The organism is Rhizobium sp. USDA 3886, from assembly GCF_056279785.1.
Genome location: NZ_JBWCDC010000003.1, coordinates 1424071 through 1445807, shown reverse-complemented (window position 1 = coordinate 1445807; position 21737 = coordinate 1424071). Strand labels below are relative to the sequence as shown.

Annotated in this window: 19 protein-coding genes; 13 read left to right on the top strand and 6 right to left on the bottom strand. The window is 60.6% G+C overall.

Annotated elements, in window-relative coordinates; translation table 11 throughout:
* Nucleotides 1-46: 46 nt before the first annotated feature.
* Entirely contained in the window at nucleotides 47-991 is a 945-nt protein-coding gene (locus ACZ9BX_RS29830; protein ID WP_132563460.1) for an acetamidase/formamidase family protein, read from the top strand.
* On the top strand, nucleotides 988-2676 hold the full coding sequence (locus tag ACZ9BX_RS29825) for an ABC transporter ATP-binding protein (RefSeq protein ID WP_476221845.1): 1689 nt from the start codon (nucleotides 988-990) through the stop codon (nucleotides 2674-2676). The genes ACZ9BX_RS29830 and ACZ9BX_RS29825 overlap by 4 nt, the downstream gene beginning before the upstream one ends.
* Nucleotides 2677-2731: 55 nt before the next feature.
* Here the strand turns inward: ACZ9BX_RS29825 and kduD are convergent, their stop codons facing one another.
* The 4 genes from kduD to ACZ9BX_RS29805 all read right to left on the bottom strand — a co-directional run bounded on the left by kduD (nucleotide 2732) and on the right by ACZ9BX_RS29805 (nucleotide 5724).
* Nucleotides 2732-3487: a 2-dehydro-3-deoxy-D-gluconate 5-dehydrogenase KduD gene (gene kduD, locus ACZ9BX_RS29820; protein ID WP_476221844.1), complete on the bottom strand. Its 756-nt coding sequence runs from the start codon at nucleotides 3485-3487 to the stop codon at nucleotides 2732-2734.
* A gap of 5 nt (nucleotides 3488-3492) precedes the next feature.
* Nucleotides 3493-4329, bottom strand: coding sequence for a 5-dehydro-4-deoxy-D-glucuronate isomerase (gene kduI / locus ACZ9BX_RS29815; RefSeq protein ID WP_476221843.1), 837 nt, complete (start codon nucleotides 4327-4329; stop codon nucleotides 3493-3495).
* Entirely contained in the window at nucleotides 4326-5096 is a 771-nt protein-coding gene (locus ACZ9BX_RS29810) for a GntR family transcriptional regulator (RefSeq protein ID WP_476221842.1), read from the bottom strand. The genes kduI and ACZ9BX_RS29810 overlap by 4 nt, the downstream gene beginning before the upstream one ends.
* Nucleotides 5097-5235: 139 nt before the next feature.
* The gene (locus ACZ9BX_RS29805; protein WP_476221841.1) at nucleotides 5236-5724 is read right to left on the bottom strand and encodes an anthrone oxygenase family protein; all 489 of its coding nucleotides are present in this window, start codon (nucleotides 5722-5724) and stop codon (nucleotides 5236-5238) included.
* A gap of 89 nt (nucleotides 5725-5813) precedes the next feature.
* Here ACZ9BX_RS29805 and ACZ9BX_RS29800 point away from each other — a divergent pair, with 89 nt between their 5' ends.
* Nucleotides 5814-6413, top strand: coding sequence for a TetR/AcrR family transcriptional regulator (locus tag ACZ9BX_RS29800; RefSeq protein ID WP_476221840.1), 600 nt, complete (start codon nucleotides 5814-5816; stop codon nucleotides 6411-6413).
* 95 nt (nucleotides 6414-6508) lie between these two features.
* Here ACZ9BX_RS29800 and ACZ9BX_RS29795 read toward each other — a convergent pair whose 3' ends face one another.
* Both ACZ9BX_RS29795 and ACZ9BX_RS29790 read right to left on the bottom strand, forming a co-directional pair.
* Entirely contained in the window at nucleotides 6509-8443 is a 1935-nt protein-coding gene (locus ACZ9BX_RS29795) for a DUF5054 domain-containing protein (RefSeq protein ID WP_476221839.1), read from the bottom strand.
* 11 nt (nucleotides 8444-8454) lie between these two features.
* Nucleotides 8455-9471 carry a LacI family DNA-binding transcriptional regulator gene (locus tag ACZ9BX_RS29790; protein ID WP_476221837.1) on the bottom strand — a complete coding sequence of 339 codons (1017 nt, stop codon included), beginning with the start codon at nucleotides 9469-9471 and terminating at the stop codon, nucleotides 8455-8457.
* A gap of 320 nt (nucleotides 9472-9791) precedes the next feature.
* Between ACZ9BX_RS29790 and ACZ9BX_RS29785 the strand changes: the two genes are divergently transcribed.
* From ACZ9BX_RS29785 to ACZ9BX_RS29740, 10 genes are all read left to right on the top strand, one after another.
* Complete coding sequence (locus ACZ9BX_RS29785; RefSeq protein WP_476221836.1) at nucleotides 9792-11150, top strand: extracellular solute-binding protein; 1359 nt, start codon at nucleotides 9792-9794, stop codon at nucleotides 11148-11150.
* Between the two features lie 82 nt (nucleotides 11151-11232).
* A complete protein-coding gene (locus tag ACZ9BX_RS29780; RefSeq protein ID WP_027511633.1) occupies nucleotides 11233-12141 on the top strand; it encodes a carbohydrate ABC transporter permease in 909 nt (302 codons plus the stop codon).
* Entirely contained in the window at nucleotides 12141-12971 is an 831-nt protein-coding gene (locus ACZ9BX_RS29775; RefSeq protein ID WP_027511634.1) for a carbohydrate ABC transporter permease, read from the top strand. Before ACZ9BX_RS29780 ends, ACZ9BX_RS29775 begins: the two co-directional genes overlap by 1 nt.
* Before the next feature lie 16 nt (nucleotides 12972-12987).
* A complete protein-coding gene (locus ACZ9BX_RS29770) occupies nucleotides 12988-14088 on the top strand; it encodes an ABC transporter ATP-binding protein (protein ID WP_476221834.1) in 1101 nt (366 codons plus the stop codon).
* Between the two features lie 14 nt (nucleotides 14089-14102).
* Nucleotides 14103-15503 carry a CehA/McbA family metallohydrolase gene (locus ACZ9BX_RS29765; RefSeq protein WP_476221832.1) on the top strand — a complete coding sequence of 467 codons (1401 nt, stop codon included), beginning with the start codon at nucleotides 14103-14105 and terminating at the stop codon, nucleotides 15501-15503.
* Nucleotides 15504-15734: 231 nt separating this feature from the next.
* Nucleotides 15735-16463, top strand: a complete 729-nt coding sequence (locus tag ACZ9BX_RS29760; protein WP_476221830.1) for a FadR/GntR family transcriptional regulator — start codon at nucleotides 15735-15737, stop codon at nucleotides 16461-16463.
* 65 nt (nucleotides 16464-16528) lie between these two features.
* Nucleotides 16529-18037 carry an ABC transporter substrate-binding protein gene (locus tag ACZ9BX_RS29755; RefSeq protein ID WP_476221828.1) on the top strand — a complete coding sequence of 503 codons (1509 nt, stop codon included), beginning with the start codon at nucleotides 16529-16531 and terminating at the stop codon, nucleotides 18035-18037.
* A 63-nt stretch (nucleotides 18038-18100) separates the two neighbouring features.
* Nucleotides 18101-19048 carry an ABC transporter permease gene (locus tag ACZ9BX_RS29750; RefSeq protein WP_476221826.1) on the top strand — a complete coding sequence of 316 codons (948 nt, stop codon included), beginning with the start codon at nucleotides 18101-18103 and terminating at the stop codon, nucleotides 19046-19048.
* Nucleotides 19045-19917 (top strand): ABC transporter permease, encoded by an 873-nt coding sequence (locus ACZ9BX_RS29745; protein ID WP_476221824.1) that lies wholly within the window; start codon nucleotides 19045-19047, stop codon nucleotides 19915-19917. Before ACZ9BX_RS29750 ends, ACZ9BX_RS29745 begins: the two co-directional genes overlap by 4 nt.
* Nucleotides 19918-19938: 21 nt before the next feature.
* Nucleotides 19939-21723, top strand: coding sequence for a gamma-glutamyltransferase family protein (locus ACZ9BX_RS29740; protein ID WP_476221822.1), 1785 nt, complete (start codon nucleotides 19939-19941; stop codon nucleotides 21721-21723).
* Nucleotides 21724-21737: the final 14 nt, after the last annotated feature.

The window sequence follows — 21737 nt, the reverse complement described above, 5'->3', positions numbered from 1 at the left end:
CCTTCCCGCCCACGGGAGGGCGACAATAAAGCGAGGGAGACACCCCATGTGCATCGCCTGCACTCACACCATTCACCGCGCCCAGCACAATTTCGGCTGGAACAAGAACTTCGCACCGGCCGTGATCGCCAAGCCCGGCGAGACGATCCATTTCGAATGCCTGGATTCCTCCGGGGGCCAGCTTGGCCACGATGCGACGCTCGAGACCCTGAATAATCTCGATTTCGGCAAGATCAACCCGGTTTCCGGTCCGGTTTACGTCGAAAGCGCCAAGCCCGGCGATGCGCTGAAGGTGACGCTCCGCAAATTCGTCCCGTCGGGCGTCGGCTGGACCGCCAATATTCCGGGTTTTGGTCTGCTTGCCGATCAGTTCAAGGACCCGGCGTTGCATGTTTGGTCCTATGACGCCAACAGCATGGTGCCGGCACTTTATGGCCCCGGCGGCCGTGTACCGCTGAAGCCGTTCGCCGGCACGATCGGCCTTGCTCCGGCCGAGGCCGGCACGCATTCGGTGGTGCCGCCTCGCCGAGTCGGCGGCAACATGGATATTCGCGATCTGACGGCCGGCGTGACGCTCTACCTTCCGGTCGAGGTCGAAGGCGCACTCTTTTCGATCGGCGACACCCATGCCGCGCAGGGCGACGGCGAAGTCTGCGGCACGGCGATCGAAAGCCAGATGAATGTCGAGGCGACGATCGAACTCGTCAAGGACGCGAGGCTCCAGACGCCGCGTTTTACGACAACCGAGCCGGTTACCCGGCATCTCGATGGGGCAGGCTATGAAGTCACGACCGGCATCGGTCCTGACCTGATGACGGGCGCACGCGAAAGCGTCATGCGCATGGTCGACCTGCTCGGCGCCGAACATGGGATGAACGCCATCGATGCCTACCTGCTCTGCTCGGTCTGCGGGGATCTTCGCATCAGCGAAATCGTCGATCAGCCGAACTGGGTGGTTTCCTTCTACTTCCCGAGGATCGTATTCGCGTGATCTTGTCTTCGATTGGGGCGCCTGTTCTTTCCGTTCGAAACCTCAGCGTCGATGCCCTGACGCCCGAAGGCCTGAAGCCGGTGCTTAGGGACGTCGGCTTTGATCTTACAAGCGGTGAGACGCTTTGCATCGCAGGGGAATCCGGCTCCGGAAAATCGGTGGCGTCACTTGCCGTCATGGGGCTTTTGCCGAAGACCTCGCTGCGCGTCACCTCCGGTAGCATCCTGCTTGGAAAGCGGGACCTTCTGACTCTCTCCAACCGCGCGATGCGCAGTGTGCGCGGCGGCGATATCGCCATGGTGTTTCAGGAGCCGATGACGTCACTGAATCCAGTCATGTCGATTGGCGCGCAGCTGACAGAGGCGATCCGGGAGCATCAGGGCGGCGAAAATGCCGAAGCCGTGGTGCTGAGGATGCTCGACGCCGTGCAGATCACCGAACCGGCAAGACGCATCAAGCAGTTTCCGCACGAACTTTCCGGCGGCATGCGTCAGCGCGTGATGATCGCCATGGCGCTTTCCTGCCAGCCCAAGGTGCTGATCGCTGATGAGCCTACCACTGCGTTGGACGTAACAGTCCAGGCGCAGATTCTGAAGCTGATGCGGGAACTCAAGGCAGAATTCGGCACCTCGATCATCCTGATCACACACGACATGGGCGTGGTCGCGCAAATGGCGGATCGCGTTGCCATTATGCAGAACGGCCGCATCGTCGAGGAGGGTCCGTCGCTTGCGATTTTCAGTCGGCCGAAGGAAGCCTATACGAGACAATTGCTCGCCGCAGTGCCGCGCCTCGGCGCGCTTGCCGGATCCGACGGCCCGCCGCGGGTGACCCCAATCACGATCGAACCGGAGCGCAGCGACCGCTCGCCGGTTATGAATGTGCGCGGGCTGAACGTGAGTTACGGCAGCCCCGTCGGCCGGATTTTCAAGGGCAAGGCGCCTGTTCAGGTCGTCAACGACATATCCTTCGATATTCTGCCGGGAAAAACGCTTGGCCTTGTCGGCGAAAGCGGTTCCGGCAAGTCGACGACCGGCAAGGCAGTCCTCGGCCTTATCCCTTTCACCGGCAACGTACTGATTGACGGCCAAAACATCGCGAGTCTCGACCAGCGATCGTTGCGGCCGGTGCGGCGGTCGGCGCAGATGATCTTCCAGGACCCCTATGCATCGCTCGACAGCCGCATGGCGGTGGGTGCAGCGATCGCCGAGCCGATGGTTATCCACGGCATCGGCAGCAAGAGTGAGCGGCGGGATCGTGTCGCCGATCTGCTGCGGCGCGTCGGCCTGACGCCGGATGCCGCTACGCGCTACCCGCACGAATTTTCCGGCGGTCAGCGCCAGCGTATCTGCATCGCCCGTGCGCTCGCTGTCGGGCCAAGGCTAATCGTCGCCGACGAGAGCGTTGCCGCACTCGATGTATCGGTGCGGACCCGCGTACTCGATCTGATGCTCGAACTGCAGGAGACGATCGGTCTTGCCTATCTCTTCATCTCGCACGACATGGCGGTCATCGAGCGTATGTCGCACCACGTCGCCGTGATGCGTGGCGGCCGGATCGTCGAAACGGGAACGCGGCGGGAGATTTTCGAGAGTCCAAAGGACGACTACACGCAAGCGCTCATCGCCGCCGTGCCGATCCCGGACCCCGGGGTCTATCGGAAGAGGGCGCAGGGCCTCGTCTGAGGAATCGCCGAGGCTTCGCTTGACCAAGGGCCTGCGCCTGGACGGTGCGAATCGTTCAGCGCGCCAGCCACCCGCCATCGACGGGCAGGATGGTGCCGTGGACGTAGTCGGATGCCGACGACGCCAGAAACACGGCAGCACCCCCAAGCTCGGCAGGCGCTCCCCAGCGCGCCGCAGGAATACGCGCCAGGATGGCGGCATTGCGATCCGGATCTTCCCGCAGCGCCGTCGTGTTGTTGGTGACGAAGTAGCCAGGCGCGATCGCGTTAACGTTGACGCCTTTGCCCGCCCATTCGCAGGCAAGCAGCCTTGTGATGCCCGCAAGGCCGCTTTTTGAGGCCGTATAGGACGGGATACGGATGCCGCCCTGGAAGGAGAGCAGCGAGGCGATGTTGATGATCTTGCCCCTGCCCTTCTCGATCATGTGGCGACCAGCCGCCTGAGACAGGAAGAAGGCGGTCTTCAGGTTGACGTCGATGACAGCGTCCCAGTCCTCCTCGGTGAAGTCGATCGCATCCGCACGGCGAATGATGCCGGCATTGTTGACGAGGATGTCGAGGGCACCGAAGGTCGAGAGCGTTTCAGAGACGATGCGCTTTACCGGCTCGATCGTGCCGAGATCGGCCTTGATGACCTGAAAGCGCGCGCCGGCCTTCGTGACCATCGCCCCGGTTTCATCCATGGACGAACGGCCGACGGCAGCAATCGAGGCGCCCGCCTCCGCGAGCGCCAAGGCAATGCCTTGGCCGATCCCGGTATTGGCGCCGGTGACGATGGCAACGCGGCCGGAAAGATCGAAAGGGTTTGCCATTGGACTTACCTCAGATCCGCGATCGCGATGTGGTCCATGTCGGTGAAGCTCTTGTTGTCTCCGGCCATTGCCCAGATGAAGCTGTAGTTCTTGGTGCCTGCCCCTGAATGGATCGACCAGGGCGGCGAGATGATCGCCTGCTCGTTTGCGAGCAGCATGTGCCGGGTTTCCTGCGGCTCGCCCATGAAGTGGAAGACGCGCTGGTCGGCATCGAGGTCGAAGTAGAGGTAGGCTTCCATGCGCCGGTCATGGATGTGGCTCGGCATGGTATTCCAGATGCTGCCCGGCTCCAGAATGGTGAGGCCCATGGTGAGCTGGCAGGACTGGCAGACCTCGGGATGGATGAACTGGTAGATCGATCGCTTGTTGGCAGTCGTTGCCTCGCCGAACGTCAGATGCCGTGCCTGTTCGCGCGTCAGAAGCACCGTTGGATGCGATTGATGTGCCGGCGTCGAAACGAGGTAGAACTTCGCCGGATTATTGACGTCGTTGCTCTCGAAGAAGATATCGATCGTACCCTTGCCGACATAGAGGCAATCGTATTTCGCAAGATCATAGGCCTTGCCGCCGACCACCATGCGGCCGGCTCCGCCGATATTCAGCGCGGCGAGTTCGCGTTCGGCAAGAAAGGTGTCCTGGCCGATTGCCTTTGGCGCCGTCAATTCCAGCGCCGAGCCGAGCGGCATTGCGCCGCCGATCACCATGCGGTCGTAATGCGAATAGGTAAGCCTGATTTCGCCGCCTTCGAAGACGCTCTCGACAAGGAAGTGGCGGCGGAGCGTGTCGGTGTCGTAGCCGCGAACGGCCTCGGGGTGCGAAGCGTGTCTTACGTCGACTTTCATTGAAAATGTCCTTTCTTTTCAGCGGATACGAAGGGGTTTTTCGCATCCTCGATAAAGTAATTCTGATCCCAGATTTCGGCCCTTTCGACCTCATATAGAAGCCTGCCGAGATGGAGCTCCATGGCTTCTACGGCACCCTTCTTGTCGCCGTTGCGCATGCAGCCGATGACCGCCGAATGCTCTTCGATGACGCGCGCAAGGCGGCCTTCCCGTGGCAGCGTCAGGAGGCGGTAACGGTCGCTGTGCACCTTGACCTGCTCGATGATTTCCCAGATGCCGGGGAAACCGGCGATATCGCTGATCAGCTTGTGGAAGTCCTTGTCAAACAGGTGGAATGCGGTCACGTCGCCATCGCGAAGGCAGGCGCCAAGATCATCGACATTGCGATCGAGCAGACGGATGCCGGCGGGCGTCATCTTCTCGACGGCAAGGCCGACAGTAGTCGTCTCGAGGGCTTTGCGCACGAGGATCGCCTCATAGAGCGCATGGCGCGGAATGCGTGAAACAAACGTGCCGGATTGCGGAAAGATATCGACGAGGCCATCGTCGGATAGACGCAGGATCGCCTCGCGGATCGGCGTCCGGCTGACGCCGAACTGTGCCTCGAGCGCTTTCTCGCTGAGCAGATCCATCGGCTTGCGACGCAGCGAAAGGATGTCGTTGCGCAAAGCATTGTAGACGAGGGTCGCGGCCCGGGGTGCCGTGGCACGTTGATGGGAGAAGTGCGTAACACCTGCTAAGGAGCGCTTTTTACGCGTTTCGCTCATCAAATCGCTCCGTCAAAACACAGCAGGAAACAGCAATAGATTGCCGTCCCCATGGGATTTGCAAGGAGTAATATATTAGTATCCGGAATGGCACAACGGATAAGAAGGTCCGATCCATGCGGTCGTCCAGTCCGCTTCCTTACAACTTCGCTAGACCTAAACCCGCAAAAGCCAGCGCGATACCTGAGGCGGCAGTTCTCGCCTGATTCCAGAACTGCCATCTGTGTGAGTAATCACGCCATATCTTGCGCGCAGTCTCGACGTCATCGGGCACGGCGATCTCAGACAACGCTTTGTTCATGGGTACGTTCACTGTGAGCGTGAGAAAGAGGCCGAATATCAGATAGACGCCCGTCGCCGATGCAAACCAGCACGCAGACACCTTATGACCCTTGAAATTCGTTAGGATGGCGGTCAGCCCCAGAACAACTGGCGTCAGAAAAAACGCCGGAAAGAAAAGCATGTTGCGAACCGACGCGTTCATCGCTTGCATGGCCGCAATCGCCACGCGTGGGTCGGCTTGATCGAGGCCCCACATTGTGGAGCAAACCCAAGCATAAAAGAATCCGAAGATCGCCCCGCAGAAGACGATCGACGTGACCGCAAATCCGGTAACCACCCTGGGCATTTGCCCTCCTCCTATCCGTACATACCTGTACACCTTTACGCATGCGTATAGATGTGTACGGTTCCAGTCAAGGGATTTCAGAGGTTGGAATGCAGGAAGAGATTAAAGCCAAGCGTCGCGCCGCAATTGAGAAGGCGGCCTATAAGCTTCTGCGAGAGAGAGGCTATGGCGGCACTTCCATGCTCGCCATTGCTAAGGAGGCGAAAGCATCAAACGAAACGCTCTATCGCTGGTACGCAGACAAGAATGCCTTGTTCAAGACAATGGTCGAAAGCAATGCCAAGGCAACGAAGGCGGCGCTTGATGCGGCGGTTATGGATAGAGCCGATCCTTTGACGGCCCTTGAGGCGGTCGCTCCGATCTTGCTTTCGATGCTTCTTGGGGAGAAAGCGATTTCCCTGAACAGAGCTGCCGCTGCCGACGATGGTGGCGAACTTGGTGCGACGATAGCCGCCGCGGGCCGCGATTCCGTCTTTCCGCTGATCGAGAAATTAATCGAGCGCGGCCTAGAGACTGGCGCGATGGCTGCGCCGTCGGCAAGCCTGGCGGCCGAGTGGTTTATAAGCCTGCTGATCGGCGATCTGCAGATCAGGCGGGTCATCGGCACCCTCCCCGTTCCTTCTGACGGGGACGTCAGCGCAAGAGCAACGGCCGCGACTAACGCATTCAGAAAGCTTTGCTGCACATAACAGCGATCCTTCGGCTGCTGCCAATGTAATTTCTCACGACATTGGTATCCCGGCGGCTACTGTATTTCTGTGACCTAAAATATGCCCTGGCGCACCTATGTGACCGTGATCCGGTAGCGCGCCGAAAAATCGCCCTCCCACCACATGGGGAAATTCGTCCCCCATTTGTTATTGTGCAGGTTGAAGCGCACACCGTCTGCGAAATCAGGACGTTCCTTGCAGAAAGTCATGAAATCCCAACTTTGCGGCGCGACAAGCGGCGTATCGAGCGGCTCGATCGACAGCAAGGCCCCATCCATATTGGCGCGAACGCCGGTGACGGCCTGGAGTTGAGCGCCGCCGCTTCGAGCAATGTTCCCCGACTTGTGCCAGAGCCCCATCTTGCGCAGGCTCCATTCGGCCTCCGCCTCCGGCGTGAAGGAAAGAAAGCTTGCCTCCGGCATGCGGTTTGCCGCTTTTGAATACATTGTCAGCCGAAGCTCGAGCGCATCGCCACGCGATAAAAATTGCAGCGTGACACGTGCCGGCGCACCGCATCGGCTGACCGCTTCTTCAGGCATCGCAAGCAGCACGCCTGCCGGACAGGCCGTCTCCAATGTCGGCATATGGGCCCTCGATAAGGCTGCACCGGAGCGGGCAAGGCCCGGCTTGTCGTGATCGAGGATCGCCCATTCCTGACGGTGCGTGAGGTATGTATCCATATGCCGGGCGACATCGCCGGCATCATAGCTCTCGTATCGATAGGCGACCAGCGATCCGCCCCGGCCGGCAATCTTCCTGCCGGCGGGCGCCGCAAGAGCGGAAATGTCGCCCGTTACAGGATCGAGATCGATGGTCCAGCCGTCGACGGTCAGGCGGGTCGTCTGCTCCCTGCCCGAGATCCCCGAGATCAATGCAGGTGTAGAAAGCTCGGCAAGGACGGCCTGCGCGGCCTTTGCATCCGCGCCATCCAACTGCCGGACGGCGTCATCGAGATAGGCGCGCTGTTCTTCCCAGGACGCCTCGGCGTAGGCAAAGCGGTAATCGCTCTTTCGGGCCGTTTCGAAATCCTTGCGGGACCAGGCCTGATCGTCGCGGAGATAGGATTTGATGTCGACGCCACAGGTATGTTCTGCAACCATCGTCAGCTTTCGGCCGAATGCGAGGCGGCTGGAATTCAGGCCCTCTGCTGCGAAGCGGTCGTAGATCCTCTGCAAGGCGAGAAACTGCGCGGTTTTCTGCGGATCGCTTCCACTGCCGTGGATCCAACTGTCGCCGAGTTCGAATTCGATGATGGGGAAGCGTTCGCGCGCTTCCCAAAGAAGCGCGCCGTAATCGTCAAGTGTCGCGGCACGGATGGTGGCATCCGGGTCACGCTGGTGCATGTGCCGATAGACGTCGGCTGTCTGCGGCACGCTTTGCGGGCCTATATTGTCACTTGTGTGCGCAAAGCCGAGACCATCCGCAAACTCGTCCGGGAAGTATGTTTCGCCGTAGGAGCGCTGATACATGACGACGATTTCTTCGCCGCCGGGCGCGCGCCAGCGAAAGATATCGGGCACCTCCGGCGGCGGCGAGGCGGTGTTGACGCCGAGATGCAGGAAACGGAGCCCGGCCTCGGCCAGCAGCGGCACCATGCCGAGCGTATGCCCTGGCACATCCGTCATCTTGGCAGCAATCGTCTTCTTGCCGAAGCGGCGATCCAATTCCTGCGAATAAGAAAGCCCGGCCCGGAAAAGATCCGGCGACATGAGCTCCGTATGGGTCGTGAACGGAAGGCCGTGCCAGCGGATCAGGCCGCGCTCGATCGCCTGCTCCAGTTTTGCCACCTCTTCCGGCGCGCACGAATTCAGATGGTCCCAGATCAGCCACGCGCCGGTGGTCCAGATGAATTTCGGGGCATCGGGATTTTCTGCGTAGAAATGCGCGCCGGTTTCGATCGCTTGCGGAATGAAGCGCTCATGATACTGGCGGCGGACCTTTTCGGCGTGGTCGGTGAAGCCGATGTCGAGATGGGTCTTGAAGACCAGATGCACGCGCTTTTCTGTCATTCGCATTCCATTCAGCCCACCGTGCCGCGCACGACAAGGCGTGTGCTCAGCGTCTCGACCAGGGGGTCGGCGCCGGGTGTCTTTAGCCGCCTGAGGATCAGCCGGACGAGCGCCCGGACCCGATCTGCAAGATCGATCCGGACGGTGGTGAGGTTGTAGCTTTTCCAATGCGACTGCGGGATGTCGTCAAAGCCGACAACCTTGACGTCGCCCGGCACCGACAGGGAAAGTTCGTGGCGCAACGCATCGATTGCACCGAACGCACCGACGTCGTTGGAGGCGAAAATTGCGTCGGCTCCATCACCGACACGAAAGAGGTCGAGCGTCGCACGGTAGGCGGTGTCGTATGTGTAATCGCCAGGTACGACGACCGGCGGCGCCATTCCGCGCTCGGCCAGAACCTGCGTGACAATGCGCTCGCGCTCGGTATTGGCGAGCGACTGCCGCTTGCCGCCAAGATAGGCAACGCGGCGGGCGCCATAACCTTGCAGCAATGCAACGGCCTGCTCGATGCCCTCCTTCTGCCGCACGACCAGCCGGTCGTAGAGACTGGTAGATCGCTTCGCGGCAAACTCTTCCGCATCGTCATAAATGATGTAGACCGGCACGGCGCGATCGAGAAATCCACTAAGGACGGCCGGTTCCACATTCTCAGTGAAGGCAATCACCGAATCCGGATTGAATCCGCGCATATAGGTGAGCAGGGTCTGGTCCATGCTGAAGTCGGCCTTGACCTTGAACAGCAATGTCGCAAAACCCTCCGCTTGCAAGGCAGTCGTCAGCGCGTCGATTTCCTGGCTTTCCCACGGGCTGCAGACGTCAGGCACGATCATGCCGACAAGATGCGAACGTCTTGTCACCAGGGAACGCGCCGCCATGTCCGGCGTATAGTTCAACTCCCGGGCAATCTGCAGAATGCGATCGCGCTTTTCAGGCTTCAAAGATGCATTGGGGTTGAACGCGCGCGAAACGGCAATCCGCGAAACATTGGCTTCACGCGCCACAAGATCGGCGGTCGCTCGGGTCACTTTTCTGTCGTTTCGTTCGCTCATTGAAATGTTCAGGCCGGAATGAAAACGTGTTCATTCAATCGTGGACTTGCGAACGGTATGGCGTCAAGTATTTGGCAGCATTTTTCAGAGAAATGCGCGATTTTGATCATATCGGCGTCTCCGCTCGTCGAATATTCCGGTCCTCGTCGTCCGTAGTGTTGACAAAAATGAAAGCGTGTTCATTCTTGAGGGCGGATGAGGCGGGTATGGCTTGAAGGAGGTTCCAGCCAGTCCCGAGGTATCGAAACCGAAAAGGCGTCCGGCCGAATCCGGGCCAATTCTTGGGAGGAATTGCAATGCGCAAGAGCATTCAGTCTTTATTGCTGGGGGCTTCGGCGGTGATCGCGCTGTCGGGTCCGGTCATGGCCACCGATCTCGCCATCACCTGCCGTTGCGTCGTCGGCGGCGTGAACAGCGGCACGGCGGAATGGATCCAAAACAAGATCATCCCGGCCTTCACCGAAAAGATGAAGGCTGAGGGCAAGGACGTCACCGTCAAACTCACCCAGTTCGGCGGCGAAGACGAACAGTTGACGCAGCAACTGGCGCTCGATTTCTCGACCGCCGGTCCGGATATCTCGGCTTTCGATGGCTTCCTCATACCGAGCTTCGTTCAAGGCGGGCTTCTGAAACCGCTTGAAGACATTGCGGGGTCGGAGGTGAACAACTGGGAAGGCTGGAGCCATATCGGCGACGGCATCAAGGCGCTGATGAGCTATCAGGGCAAGCCCTACGGCATCGCGCTCGGCACCGACGCCCGCATGATCTTTGTGCGCAAGGACCTCTTCCAGAAGGCCGGCCTCGATGCGGATAGCTGGCAGCCGAAATCCTGGGACGAGCTGCTTGAGGCTGCGCGCAAGATCAAGGCTGCCAATCCGGATTCCTTCCCGCTGCAACTGAATGCCGGCGTTTCCATGGGCGAAGCGACGACCATGCAAGGCTACTGGATGGCGCTTCTCGGCACCGGCGAGCAGGTCACCGACGAAAACGGCAAGTATATCGTCGCGAGCCAAGGCATTCTCGATACGCTGAAGCTTTACAAGACCATCTATGTCGACGACAAGCTCGGCGACCAGCGCGCCCAGCTTCTGGCTGATGGCCGCAACCGCACCTTCGCGAACTTCCGCGACGGCAAGACGGCCATGCTTGTGGAAGGCGACTGGTTCTACCGTTCTGTGACGGCGCCGGGAGCCGAATTTGCCGTCGCCGACCGCGACAAGGTCATGACGTGGAAGAAGATGCCGGCAGCTCAGCCCGGCAAGGGCCTGCGCGGTCAGGACTTCGTCACCGTCTCCGGCGGCACAGGTTTCGTCATCAATCCGCATACGGATGCGCCGAAGGAGTCCTGGGAACTGCTCTCCTTCATGAACAGTAAGGAGCAACTGACGGCGTTCCAGGAAATCCAGCCGGCAATCCGCATCCGTGACGACGTAGCAATCCCGAACTCGCCGTTCCTGACTGAGACGGCAAAATCGCTGCTGCCGATCACGACGGCACGTCCTAACGATGCCAATTACAACAAGGTCTCCACCGAGATACAGCGCATGACAGAAAGCGTCGTCTCCGGCGAAATGTCGCCGGAAGATGCGATGGCCCAGTACAGGGCCGCCGTTATTGCCATCGTCGGCGAAGAAAATACGGTCAGCCGTCTTTGAACGATCGAAAGCTGCACCCGGCCGGTTTACCGGCCGGGCCGCAATTGAGCGGACGCCGCAAACCGCCATCGGGTTTTCAAGCATGAAGAAGTTCTCCCTGCTTTCCACGCGCGGGGGCGCGGTTTTTCTGGCGCCCGCCGCAGTACTGGTCGGCGTATTCGTCATCATCCCCTTCTTCTGGGTGATCTTCGTTTCCTTCACGAACCGGACTCTCCTTGGCCGCACGGCGCTCGATCCGGATTTCGTCGGTCTGCAGAATTATCTCGCGCTCTTCAATCCCGCGACCTTCTTCACCCGCGGCCAATTCGGCTTTTCATTGATCCTGACGATCCAGTTCGTGCTGCTGTCAGCGCTCGTCGGCCAGGCACTGCTCGGCCTTATCCTTGCCTGGCTCAGCCAGTCGGCTTCGCCAACCGCCAAATCCTTCCTCCAGACGGCCGTGATTGCAGCCTGGATCCTGCCGGAGGTGGTGATTGGTTTTGCCTGGTTCGCCTTCCTCGATTATGACAACGGCACCTTGAACATGATCATGCGCGGCCTAGGGCTGCCGCCGGGAGACTGGCTGCTGCAGCAGCCCTTCTGGGTCATCATCTTCTTCAACACCTGGCGCGGCGCCGCCTTCTCGATGATGCTTTTCAACTCGGCTTTCCAGTCGATCCCGCCGAGCTATTTCCAGGCTGCCGATGTGGCCGGCGCAACCTCCTGGCAGAAGCTGCGCGATATCGCCCTGCCGCTTATCCGCGGACATGTGGTGACGGACCTGATCCTGATTACCATGTGGACCTTCAACGTCTTCACACCCTTCCTGCTGACAAACGGCGGCCCGTCCTACCGCACGGAGATCCTCTCCATCTATACCTACCGGATCGCCTTCAAGGATTTCGAATTCGGCAAGGGTGCTGCCGTCGGCGTGGTCATCATGCTCATCAATCTCGTATTCGCACTCGCTTATCTGCGCATCGCCCGCAAGAAGACGGGGGAGGCCGAGTGATGCAGATATCGCGCACAATCTATATGCGGCGCATCGGCTTTTCGGTTGCTGCCGCGCTGCTCGGAGCCATATTCGCGTTACCGCTTATCTGGTTTGTCTTTGCGCCGTTCAACGCGCGCGCCGAACTTGGTCTTGCCATTCCCGCGCCATTCACGCTCTCGAACTTCGCGGCCGTCTTCAAAAACAGCTTCGCCATGCAGGCGCTGTTCAACAGCCTGATCCAGGCTTTCGGCGGCGTCATTCTCGTCGGCGCTGCCGCAACGCTTGCCGCCTATGCGCTATCCCGGTCCGCAATCCCAGGCAAGGGAGCGGTCACGTACGTCCTGCTGCTCTTTTCGTCCGTGGTCTCCGGCTCGGCGGCGATGGTGCCGATCTTCCTGATCGTGTCGGCCGCAGGCCTCATCGATACGCATCTTGCCGTCATCCTGGTCTTTGCCGGGGGCCTGCTGCCGACAGCGATGTTCATCCTTCGCGATTTCATCGATGGGATCCCGCGCTCCTATGAAGAAAGCGCCATGGTTGCCGGCGCCTCGCCGCTTCAAGCCTTCTTCGATGTCGCCTTGCCCGTCATCCGGCCCGGCATCGTCGTGGTCGTCGTCTGGGCCTTCGTGAATATCTGGGGCAGCTTTCTCATCCCCTTCATCCTGTTGCGAAGCGACAATCTGATGCCCGCCTCCGTTGCGATCTATTCCTTCTATTCCGAAGCCGGCACGCCGATCGTCACGTTGCTCGCCGCCTATTCGCTTCTTTATTCGCTGCCGGTCATCGTGCTCTACCTCTTCGTGAACTGGAAGTTCGGTTTCCGGTTCTTCGGTGGCATCAAGTCCTAATCGGAAAATCAGTCTCATGGCCTCTGTCGAATTCCAGAACGTCTCCAAGAGCTTCGGCGCCTTCAACGCCGTGCCGGATATCAGCTTTTCGATCGCCGACGGCGAATTCGTCTGCCTGCTCGGACCTTCGGGCTGCGGCAAGACCACGAGCCTGCGCATGATCGCCGGCCTGGAAACCCCGACCTCCGGCAAAGTGCTGATCGGCGGCAAAGACGTCACCTATCTGCATCCGAAGGACCGCAAGATTTCGATGGTCTTCCAGGACTATGCGCTCTACCCGCATATGAACCTTGCCGACAACATCGCCTATCCCTTGAAAGTGCGCGGCGAGGCCGAGGACAAGCGCCATGCCCGCGCCAAGGAAGTGGCCGACGTGCTCAAGATCGGCGATCTCCTCAAGCGCCTGCCGAGCCAGATTTCAGGCGGGCAGCAGCAGCGCACCTCGCTTGCCCGTGCTCTCGTCTATCCAAGCCAGGTCTATCTCTTCGACGAGCCGCTCTCAAACCTCGATGCGAAGCTTCGCCTGGAGGCCCGCGGCTTCCTCAACCATCTGCAGCGCGACATGGGCATGACGGCCGTCTACGTCACTCACGACCAGGCGGAGGCGATGGCGCTTGCGACCCGGATCGCGGTGATGGACAAGGGGCGCATCGTGCAATTTGCCCCGCCGATCGAAATCTACCGCCGACCGTCGACTACGTTTGTCGCGAATTTCGTCGGCAACCCACCGATGAACCTCGTACCGGTCGAGTCCGCGGTCGCCGAAAACAGGCTGCAACTTCACGCCGAAGGGCTGACGCTTCCGGGGCTTGCGGTATCGGAGGCCATCGCAACTGCGGCAGCCGCAAAAACGATGACGCTCGGCATCCGCCCGGAACATCTGCGCATGGCGCGGCCGGGTGATACGAATGTCATTTCCGGCATGCTCTTTGCCAATGAAAACATGGGGCCGGAAAGCCTGGTGACGATGGAGCGCCAGGATGCGGGCCGCGTGACGGCCCGCATCTTCACGGACGACGAAATCAAGGCCGACACCATCGTGCAGTTATCCTTCGATACAGCGCATGTGACGCTCTTCGACAGCACTGGCGCACGCATTCCGGCGATTGGCGAGTAGGTCAGGCGTCGGAAATGAGCGAAATCACCATCCATGTCACCCGTGCCCACCAGGTTGACAACCCTTATTTCTACATAGCCTTCGACGTTCCCGAGGCGACGACGCGCATCGACGTGACGATGCGCTATGCCAAGGCAGAGGATTGCATCATCGATCTCGGCCTGCTTGATCCCCGCGCGACCGGCTATCCGTCCACTGCCGGTTTCAGGGGCTGGAGCGGCGGGGCGCGTGATCGCTTCTTCGTTGCGACAGACGACGCGACGCCCGGCTACATCCATGGCGATATGCCGGCCGGCCGCTGGCAGGTGATGCTCGGGCTTTATAAAGTGCCGGCAGACGGCGCCGATGTCTTCTTCACGATCGATTTCGACAAGGCGAAGCGCAAATTGGAACCGCCTCCCGCCCGCACATATCCGGTGCGCAAGGGCGCCGGCTGGTATCGCGGCGACCTTCATTGCCACACCTACCATTCGGATGCCGCAGGCTCCCCGGAACTGCTGCACGAAGCAGCGAGGCAGGCAGGCCTCGACTTTCTGGCGGTCGCCGACCACAACACGATCACGCAGCGCCGCTATTTCCATCCGCATTCGTCAGCCGACCTCGTCTTCGTTCGCGCCATGGAAGTGACGACCGCCGCCGGCCACGCCAATGTCTTCGGCGTCGACGACTGGATCGATTTCCGCATGACGAAACCGGAAGATGCCCATACGCTCGCCCGCTTGGTGCATGAGCGCGGCGGACTTCTGTCCATCAACCATGACAAGCCGGCGATCTCCTGGAATTACGAGCTTCCGCAGATCGATTGCATGGAGGTCTGGCAGTCGAGCTGGATGGCCTGGAACTGGATATCGCTTGACCGTTATCAAACGCGCCTCGCCTCCGGTCTGAAGATCGCCGCCATCGGCGGCAGCGATTTCCACCAGCCCGCACGCCTGATGCCGGAAGGTCCGCTGGTGCTTGCCCGCCCGACCACCGTCCTGTGGCTCGAAGAATTCTCGGAAGACGCAATCCTTGCCGCCATGAAGGCTGGCCGCGGCTACATTACCGAAAGCCCGTCCGGTCCTCATCTGGCCCTTACTGTCAACGGGCATCCGATGGGCGAAACAGTTTCCGGTCCGGTTTCCGCCGAGGCCAATGTCCGGGGTGCGAAAGGCGATCGCCTTGTCCTTTTGGATGCCACGGGCGTGCTGATCGACGAGCCGATCGAGAGCGATGAGTGGATCGGCCGCTTTTCAGGCAAGCCGAAGACCTTTCTGCGCGCCGAAGTCATCGCCAAGGCAAGCCGTGACCGGCTTCTATCGGAATTCACCGCAGCACTGTCCGGCCGCAGCCTGCCCTGGCAGCTTCGCGTCGCCGACATCGACGGCCAGCCGATCTGCCGGGCGCTCAGCAATCCCGTCTATATCGAAGGCTGATAGCTCCGGCTCTTGCCGAAGGGCACGGCCTGCAAAACTGTTCAGATAAATCATCAGCGGGTGATCGTACTCCCATTGTCCCTCAATATTTCTCCGCAGGTCCGGATCGTAGTGCCCGTTGCTCCCCTGAGTAGCTCAAATTTTGTGCATCGCAAAACTTGCACAAAAATTCGCTTGACGGAGGAACTGATTTGGTTTGCACTGAACCAATAGTCAATTGGTACGGACCATTTGCCAATGGAAGAAGCCGGCAACTCGAACTTTGCGCTGGACAAGCTGCGGACGCTGTTGCGCTCCGGCAATCTGGATGCCGACGGCAAACTGCCGACCGAACGTGCGCTTTCGGAAACTCTGGGTGTCAGCCGCCGTGCCGTGCGCCGGGCACTGGAGGTTCTGGAAGCCGAGGGACTCATTTGGCGACGTCAAGGGTCTGGCACCTTCGCCGGCAGGCGCCCCGATGGCTGGAGCGAGCATGTCGGCTCGATCGTCGCCGGTACCGACCTGATGGAAGTCATGGAAGTGCGTTTGCGCATCGAGCCGCAGCTCGCCCAGCTTGCCGCCATGCGCGCCAAGGCCGCCGATGTCGCCCGCATGTATGAGCTCGTCAAGAAGATCTACGAAAGCACCGATGCCGACGGCCGTGAACTCTGGGACGGCGCCCTGCACCGGCAGATTGCCCAATGCGCCGGCAACCAGTTCTTCCTGGCGATCTTCGACGTCATCAACCAAGTGCGTCAAGACGAGGCCTGGCAGGCTATCCGCGAGCGCGCCCGCAACGCCAGCAAGACACGCACGGTGACTTACGGCCAGCATACGGCAATCGTCGATGCGATTGCTGCCCGAGACCCCGCCACGGCGGGCGAAGCCATGCGCCGGCACCTGCTGACGCTGCAGGAAAGCCTGATCCGGATTACCTCACTCGACCACCACGAACGGCAGAGCAAACAAGAACTCGCCTAAGCGAGCCAGACGCAGAGAGGCGGATACCGTCGCTCATGAAGCAAAGACAAACAGAGGAGAATGGAATGAAGACCGCCAACTTCGCGACGAGCCTTCTTGCAAGTGCCTTAATCGCCCTGCCCGCATTCGCCGCCGAACTGAAAATCGGCTTGCAGGACGACGCCGACGTGCTTGACCCCGCACAGTCGCGCACCTTCGTCGGCCGCATCGTCTACACGGCGATGTGCGACAAACTGGTCGACGTTACCCCCGACCTGAAGATCGTGCCGCAGCTTGCGACCGGGTGGAACTGGTCGGGCGACGGCAAGGTGCTGACCATGAAGCTGCGCGAAGGCGTGAAATTCCATGACGAAACGCCGCTCAACGCCGAAGCCGTCGTGGCCACGATCGAACGCAACATGACGCTGCCGGAATCGCGCCGCAAGAGCGAGCTCGCCTCCGTTGAAAAAGTCGAAGCGGCTGCTCCCTACGAAGTGAAGTTCACGCTGAAGAGCCCGGACGTCACGCTGCTTGCCCAGCTCTCCGACCGAGCCGGCATGATCGTCTCGCCGAAGGCTGCAAAGGAGCTCGGCGCCAATTTCGGCAGCCACCCGGTTTGCGCCGGTCCCTTCAAGTTCGTCGAACGCGTTCAGCAGGACCGCATCGTGCTCGAGAAATTTGGGGATTACTGGAACAAGGACCATATCTTCATCGACAAGGTTACCTATTTGCCGATCCCGGATACGACGGTGCGCCTCGCCAACCTGCGTTCCGGCGACCTTGACATGATCGAGCGGCTGGCCGCGACCGACGCCGCTTCGGTCAAGGAGGATGCGAGTCTCACCTACGCGGATGTGGTCAATATCGGCTACATGGCGCTCTATGCGAACATCGCCAACGGCCCGCGCGCCGACAATCCGTTCGGCAAGGACAAGCATTTGCGTCAGGCCTTTTCGTTGGCGATCGACCGCGACGCGCTGAACCAGATCGTCTACGAAGGCACTGCGGTCGGCGGCAACCAGCCCTTCCCGCCGAACAGCCCGTGGTTTAGCAAGGACATCCCGGTGCCTGCCCGCGATCTCGACAAGGCGAAGGCTCTCGTGAAGGAAGCAGGTTTCGATCGCGTGCCCGTGGAGATGCAGATTCCGAACAACCCGGTCGCAGCGCAGATGATGCAGATCGTCCAGTCGATGGTGGCCGAAGCCGGCTTCGACGTCAGCCTGAAATCGACGGAGTTCGCAACGTTGCTTTCCGAACAGACCGCCGGCAACTATCAGCTGAGCCGCTCCGACTGGTCCGGCCGCGTCGATCCCGACGGCAATATCCACCAGTTCATCACCTGCAAGGGCGGCATCAACGACACCAAGTACTGCAACCCTGAGGTCGACAAGCTGCTGAATGAGGCCCGCGCCTCGACCGACGATGCTGTCCGCAAGCAGAAATATGATGCGGCTGCGGTGATCCTGAACGACGACATGCCGATCATCTATCTCGGCCATCAGTCGTGGATCTGGGCGCTCCACAAGAACATCACCGGCTTCATTCCCTCGCCGGACGGCATGATCCGCCTTGCAGGCGTGAAGAAGGCCGGCTGATCCGAGCAGATCGCGGCGGCAGACCAACCTGCCGCCGCTGCCTCTTGCCCTGTCAGGACGCTCATGTACACCTATATCGCCAAGCGGCTTCTGGTCGCCATTCCGACCCTGCTGATCATCTCGGTCTTCGTCTTCTCGCTGCAGAAGCTGTTGCCGGGCGATCCCATCCTCGCCATGGCAGGCGAGGAGCGCGATCCTGAGGTGATCGGATACTTGCGCGAAAAATACCGGCTGAACGACCCGGTGCCGTATCAGTATGTGTCCTGGCTCGGCTCGGTTCTGAAGGGTGATCTCGGCATATCGCTGCGCACCAACCAGCCGGTTCTGGAACTCGTGGCGGAAAAGCTGCCGGTCACCATCCAGCTTGCGATCATGTCGATGATCTTCGCCTTCGTCATCGGTGTGCCGATGGGAATTTTAGCCGCGGTCAAGAAGAACACTGTCTTCGATTATCTTGCCAACCTGATCGCGCTTTCCGGCCTTTCGATTCCGAATTTCTGGCTCGGCATCATGCTGATCTTATTGGTTTCGGTGAAGCTCGGCTGGCTGCCCGCTTCCGGTTACGAACCCTTTTTCAGCAATCCGCTGCGCTCGATCGAAACGATGCTGATGCCCTCCTTCGTACTCGGCAATGCCCTCGCCGCCACGCTGATGCGCCACACCCGCTCCGCGATGCTCAGTGTGCTCAGCGCCGACTATATCCGCACAGCGCGCGCGAAGGGCCTTTCCGAGCGCTCCGTCGTGCTCGAGCACAGCTTCCGAAACGCCGTGCTGCCGATCGTGACCTTGAGCGCGCTGCTCTTCGGCGAACTGCTGGCAGGTGCGGTCTTGACCGAACAGATCTTCACTATCCCCGGCTTCGGCAAACTCATCGTCGATGCCGTCTTCAACCGGGACTATGCTGTCGTCCAGGGCGTCGTGCTTTGCACGGCGATCGGCTTCATCCTGATGAACCTTTTGGCCGACATCGTTTATGTCCTCCTCAACCCGCGCATAAGGGCTGCCCTGTGACTGCTCTCGACCAGATCACCATTGCAACCGAACAGCGCCCGCCGAGCCGGGCGTGGCGAAAGCTGAAAGCGAACAAGGGTGCGCTCGTAGGCCTTGGCATCATCGCCTTCTTCACCATTCTCGCGATCGCAGCCCCACTGCTGCCGATCCCGGATCCTAACACGACGAGCTGGTCGGCGATCCGCAAGGCGCCGTCGGCCGCCCACTGGCTCGGCACCGATGATATCGGCCGCGACATTCTCTCCCGGATGATCTGGGGGGCACAGGCCTCGCTGATGGCGGGGGTCTTCTCGGTGGCGATCGCGCTTGTTATCGGCGTGCCCTTCGGCCTCATCTCCGGCTATTTCGGCGGATGGACGGACCAGATCATCTCGCGCATCACCGAAGCCTTTCTTGCCATGCCGTTCCTGATCACTGCGATCGCGCTTGCCGCCTTCCTCGGCCCGAGCCTGACGAATGCGATGATTGCGATCGGTCTTTCGGCCATGCCGGTCTTTGTCCGGCTGACGCGCGGCCAGGTGCTTGCCGTCAAGACGGAGGAATATGTCGAAGGGGCGCGCTCGATCGGGCTCCGGCACCTCAGCATCATCACCCGTTACATCCTGCCGAACGTCTTTGCGCCGATCCTGGTGCAGGCGACGCTGACGATCGCCACCGCAATCATAGCCGAAGCCAGCCTATCCTTCCTCGGCCTCGGCCAGCAGCCGCCTGCTCCAAGCTGGGGTTCGATGCTGAACGTTGCCAAGAACTTCCTGTCTCAGGCGCCATGGATGGCGATGTGGCCGGGTGCGGCGATCTTCCTCGTGGTGATCGGTTTTAACCTTCTCGGCGACGGCCTGCGCGATGCGCTCGACCCGCGCGAAGCATGATTTATCGAAAGGACTTTTGAAATGACCGCATTCACGACCCGTCCGGAGATCTTGGGCACCTTCGGCGTCGTCACATCGACCCACTGGATCGCGTCCGCCGTCGGCATGAGCATCCTCGAAAAAGGCGGCAATGCCTTCGATGCGGCAGTCGCCACCGGTTTCGTGCTGCAGATCGTCGAGCCGCATCTTTGCGGGCCGGGCGGCGATATGCCGGCGATCCTCTATTCGAAGACGAAGGACAAGGTCGAAGTCATTTGTGCCCAGGGTTCCGCACCGGCCGGGGCGACGATCGAGCACTATACGTCCGAAGGTCTCAAGCTAATTCCCGGCGACGGCCTGCTTGCGACCGTCATTCCCGGCTCTTTCGACGGCTGGATGCTGATGCTGCGGGACTATGGAAGGCTGACGGTCCGTGACATCCTTGAACCGGCAATCCATTATGCCGAGCATGGCCATCCGGTTCTACCACGCGTTTCGGCGACGATCTCCGGCCTTGCCGCTTTCTTCGAAAAAGAATGGCCGACGTCACACAAGACCTGGCTGCCCGGCGGTTCGGCTCCAGCGCCGCATTCGAACTTCAAGAATCCGGTCCTTGCCGAAACCTGGAAGCGGATCCTCATTGAGGCCGAAGCAAAGAGTGGGCGCGAGGCGCAGGTCGAGGCCGCCCGCGATGCGTTCTATCGCGGCTTCGTTGCCGAGGCGATCGACAGATACGCCGGCTCGACCGAGGTGATGGATGCGAGCGGCACCCGGCACCTGGGCGTTATCAATGCAGATGACATGGCGAACTGGTCGGCGACGATCGAAGAGCCGCTGACCTATGATTACCACGGCTGGACGATTGCGAAGACCGGCCCATGGGGCCAGGGTCCGGTCTTCCTGCAGACGCTTTCACTTCTGAAGGAAATCGACATCGCCGGAATGGACCCGGCTGGCACCGATTTCGTCCACACCGTCACCGAAGCCATGAAACTCGCCTTCGCCGACCGTGAAATCTACTATGGCGATCCGGAATTCGCGAAAGTCCCGGTCGAGCATTTGCTCTCTGATGCTTATGCGGCCCCGCGCCGGAAATTGATAACCTCCGATGCCTCACTCGAGCTGCGTCCGGGGCTCGTCCCCGGCTTCGAAGCCCAATATGACCTGACCATGGAAATGCTCGCCGCCACCTCGAAAACTGGCGCCGTCTACGAGCCGACCATGGCGCATCTTTCTGAAAAGCGCGGCGACACCGTCCACATCGACGTGATCGACCGCGAGGGCAACATGGTTTCCGTTACGCCGTCAGGCGGCTGGCTGCAGTCCTCGCCGGTCGTGCCGGGCCTCGGCTTCTGCCTGAATTCGCGCGCGCAGATGTTCTGGTTGAAGCCCGGCCTGCCAACGTCGCTTGCGCCCGGCAAACGTCCGCGCACGACGCTGACGCCCACACTCGCCCTTCACGAAGGCCGGCCCACACTCGCTTTCGGCACACCTGGCGGCGACCAGCAGGAGCAATGGCAGCTCTCCTTCTTCCTGCGCTATGTCCATCACAAGATGAACCTGCAGGCGGCAATTGATCAGCCACTCTTCCACACATCGCATTTTCCCGGCTCCTTTTATCCGCGCACCCGCGAGCCCGGCAGCCTGATGGCAGAGGCGAATTTCGGCGCCGAAGTGCTTGATGCGCTGCGCAGAAAGGGCCACAACCTGACCGTCGCCGACCCGTGGACGGTTGGCCGTCTGACCGCTGCACGCCGCGACGCCGATGGCTTGATGCGGGCTGCCGCAACGCCGCGCCTGATGCAGGCTTATGCAGTCGGGAGGTAGGCCGTGACGCAAGG

What these genes read in the sequence shown, in the direction of transcription:
- ACZ9BX_RS29765 (WP_476221832.1), top strand. Translation starts at nt 14,103, where the DNA reads ATGAGCGAAATCACCATCCATGTCACCCGTGCCCACCAGGTTGACAAC.
- ACZ9BX_RS29800 (WP_476221840.1), top strand. Translation starts at nt 5,814, where the DNA reads ATGCAGGAAGAGATTAAAGCCAAGCGTCGCGCCGCAATTGAGAAGGCG.
- ACZ9BX_RS29775 (WP_027511634.1), top strand. Translation starts at nt 12,141, where the DNA reads ATGCAGATATCGCGCACAATCTATATGCGGCGCATCGGCTTTTCGGTT.
- ACZ9BX_RS29785 (WP_476221836.1), top strand. Translation starts at nt 9,792, where the DNA reads ATGCGCAAGAGCATTCAGTCTTTATTGCTGGGGGCTTCGGCGGTGATC.
- ACZ9BX_RS29740 (WP_476221822.1), top strand. Translation starts at nt 19,939, where the DNA reads ATGACCGCATTCACGACCCGTCCGGAGATCTTGGGCACCTTCGGCGTC.
- ACZ9BX_RS29795 (WP_476221839.1), bottom strand. Translation starts at nt 8,443, where the DNA reads ATGACAGAAAAGCGCGTGCATCTGGTCTTCAAGACCCATCTCGACATC.
- ACZ9BX_RS29755 (WP_476221828.1), top strand. Translation starts at nt 16,529, where the DNA reads ATGAAGACCGCCAACTTCGCGACGAGCCTTCTTGCAAGTGCCTTAATC.
- ACZ9BX_RS29830 (WP_132563460.1), top strand. Translation starts at nt 47, where the DNA reads ATGTGCATCGCCTGCACTCACACCATTCACCGCGCCCAGCACAATTTC.
- kduI (WP_476221843.1), bottom strand. Translation starts at nt 4,329, where the DNA reads ATGAAAGTCGACGTAAGACACGCTTCGCACCCCGAGGCCGTTCGCGGC.
- ACZ9BX_RS29780 (WP_027511633.1), top strand. Translation starts at nt 11,233, where the DNA reads ATGAAGAAGTTCTCCCTGCTTTCCACGCGCGGGGGCGCGGTTTTTCTG.
- ACZ9BX_RS29805 (WP_476221841.1), bottom strand. Translation starts at nt 5,724, where the DNA reads ATGCCCAGGGTGGTTACCGGATTTGCGGTCACGTCGATCGTCTTCTGC.
- ACZ9BX_RS29810 (WP_476221842.1), bottom strand. Translation starts at nt 5,096, where the DNA reads ATGAGCGAAACGCGTAAAAAGCGCTCCTTAGCAGGTGTTACGCACTTC.
- ACZ9BX_RS29770 (WP_476221834.1), top strand. Translation starts at nt 12,988, where the DNA reads ATGGCCTCTGTCGAATTCCAGAACGTCTCCAAGAGCTTCGGCGCCTTC.
- kduD (WP_476221844.1), bottom strand. Translation starts at nt 3,487, where the DNA reads ATGGCAAACCCTTTCGATCTTTCCGGCCGCGTTGCCATCGTCACCGGC.
- ACZ9BX_RS29750 (WP_476221826.1), top strand. Translation starts at nt 18,101, where the DNA reads ATGTACACCTATATCGCCAAGCGGCTTCTGGTCGCCATTCCGACCCTG.